This window comes from Pseudomonas sp. (assembly GCF_049645325.1).
GTDB lineage: Bacteria > Pseudomonadota > Gammaproteobacteria > Pseudomonadales > Pseudomonadaceae > Aquipseudomonas.
The window spans coordinates 1-2,634 of the sequence record NZ_JBARTQ010000332.1; the positions used below are offsets into that span (position 1 = coordinate 1).

The window sequence follows — 2,634 nt, forward strand, 5'->3', positions numbered from 1 at the left end:
GGTCAGCCACTGCTCTTGCTTGTGATCCGCTCTTGATCCAACCACTCAGGTCGGCTTTCAGGCCGCCGTGCCCTGCTTTTGATCTTGCTCGTGATCTTGATCTGAGGCGCCCCGTTAACCACGATGGCCTAACGCAGGCTTGAATCCGTGGATAACCCGGCAGGACGCCGGGTTAGCCGTGTTGGGCCATGGATGGCCCGTCACGGCGGCCCACGCTCCAAAGCCTGCGTGAGGGCACACCGAAGCGTGAGCGAGGTGCCGAGTGGAGGGGCAAGAGCGCTTTGGTTACTTTCGCGCTTTTCGAAAGTGACCCGCTGTAAGAGCGGAACCCATACCCGCCTTCACCGAAAAAACGGATATGCACTCAAAACCCCGCCACCCAAAAAAACCATACCAAACGTCAAACCACATCCACCCCCACATGAATCGCATCATGCCGCCAGAACTCCAGGTCACAGTCGATCAACCGCTGATGCTGGTCATAATTAACCCGGGCAATCCGCAATCCCGGACTCCCCACAGACACACGCAAAGCAGCAGCGGCCTCCACCGGCAGTGACGTCGGTACGATTTCAAAACGCACCCGCCCATAGTGCAAGTCGTACTGGCGGGCATATAACTCAGTCATCGACTTATTAAGGTCACACTCCAGAATCCCCGGAAAATACTGCGGGTTCAGGTAATGCTCCACATACAACACCAAACGCCCATCAATCCGCCGCCCCCGGCAAATCTGGATCACGCTCGACAACGCCGGCAACTGCAACCAGGCACACACCGCCGCCGATGCCGGTTGCAACCGCGCAGAGATCACCTCGGTCACCGCCACCCGCCCCTGCTCGCTGACCATCGCGTGAAAGTGACTGCGCTGCATCAGGTTGTAGGCCAAGCGTGGCGGCGAGACAAACCAGCCGCGACGCTCCTCGCGATAAATCTGCCCTTGGGCTTCCAGTTGTAACAAGGCTTCCCGCACCGTAATGCGAGTGGTACCAAACAACTCGCTGAGTTTGCGCTCGGCGGGTAGTTTGCTTGCAGGCGGCAGCAGGCCGTGGTCGATCTGCTCTTGCAGCGCCAGGCCGATGGAGGTCACCGCCTTGATTGCCTCATCACGCATCAACATTACCTATCTGGACTAGACCAGCACCGTTCAGGTGCACAAACCGCGCGCTATTTGGGCGTCCGCTGCTACTTGCCAGCCTAGGCATTACAGATGACCGACAGATGACAGTCCCTGTTCACCGCCCATACCACACCCTGCAATACATCGGCCAAGTCCAAGGCCTGCGGGCCCTTGGGCATGGTCTACGCTAAGCCTGCGCTTAGCGACAAAAGCGATTTAAAAACGACATCGACATGAAACTGTCATCCATCGAGCCTAGATTGGCTCAGGTATTGCTGACCTAGACCAACACCACCGCAAACGTCGATAAAAACGCAGCGTTGAAAACGCCCAAAGGAGCTTCGGATGAAACAGCTTTTCCTGGCATCACTGTTAGGCTCGACCATTGCCATGTGCACCGCCGCCATGGCTGCTGATACCGATTTGAAAACGTTGGAAGCCGCCGCGAAAGCGGAAGGCGCCGTCAACAGCGTCGGCATGCCCGATGACTGGGCCAACTGGAAAGGCACTTGGGATGACCTGGCCAAGACCTACGGCCTCAAGCACATCGACACCGACATGAGCTCGGCCCAGGAAGTCGCCAAGTTCGCCGCCGAAAAAGACAACGCCAGCGCCGACATCGGCGACGTCGGTGCCGCTTTCGGCCCGATTGCGGTGAAGCAGGGTGTGACCCAACCGTACAAGCCGAGCACCTGGGCACAAGTACCCGATTGGGCGAAAGACAAAGACGGCAACTGGGCCCTGGCCTACACCGGCACCATCGCCTTTATCGTCAACAAAAAACTGCTGCATGGCTCCGAAGCCCCAAAAAGCTGGGCTGACCTGAAAACCGGCAAATACAAGGTGTCCATCGGTGACGTGAGCACCGCCGCCCAGGCCGCCAACGGCGTGCTGGCTGCAGCCTTGGCCAACGGTGGTGACGAGAAGAACATCCAGCCTGCGCTGCTGATGTTTGCCGAAATCGCCAAGCAAGGTCGCCTGTCGCTGGCCAACCCGACCATCGCCACCATGGAAAAAGGCGAAGTCGAAGTGGGCGTGGTCTGGGACTTCAACGGCCTGAGCTACAAAGCCAAGATGGCCAACCCGGATGACTACGTGGTGCTGATCCCATCGGACGGCTCGGTGATTTCCGGCTACACCACCATCATCAACAAATACGCTAAGCACCCGAACGCCGCCAAGCTGACCCGTGAGTACATCTTCAGCGACGCCGGCCAGACCAACCTGGCGCGCGGTAACGCCCGTCCGATCCGTGCCGAGCACCTGACCCTGCCAGCTGACGTCCAGGCCAAGCTGCTGCCGAATGAGCAGTACAAGAAAGTCACGCCGATCAAAGATGCCGACGCGTGGGAGAAGACCTCCAAGGCCCTGCCGCAGAAGTGGCAGGAAGAAGTCATCATCAATATGCAGTAAGGCGTTAACCCACATTGGATGTCCACGGGAGATCCAATGTGGGAACGGGCTTGTGTGGGAGCGGGCTTGCTCGCGAAAGCGGTGGATCAGTGAAAGAAAGG

General features: G+C 58.5%; 2 protein-coding genes. One reads left to right on the plus strand and one right to left on the minus strand.

Annotation, left to right across the window (positions count from 1 at the left end; all coding sequences use genetic code 11):
* Positions 1-400 precede the first annotated feature (400 nt).
* Entirely contained in the window at positions 401-1,114 is a 714-nt protein-coding gene (locus WBB95_RS14880; RefSeq protein WP_424488277.1) for a UTRA domain-containing protein, read from the minus strand.
* A 351-nt stretch (positions 1,115-1,465) separates the two neighbouring features.
* On the opposite strand from WBB95_RS14880, the gene WBB95_RS14885 reads away from it, so the two are divergent.
* Entirely contained in the window at positions 1,466-2,533 is a 1,068-nt protein-coding gene (locus WBB95_RS14885; protein ID WP_424488278.1) for an ABC transporter substrate-binding protein, read from the plus strand.
* Positions 2,534-2,634: the final 101 nt, after the last annotated feature.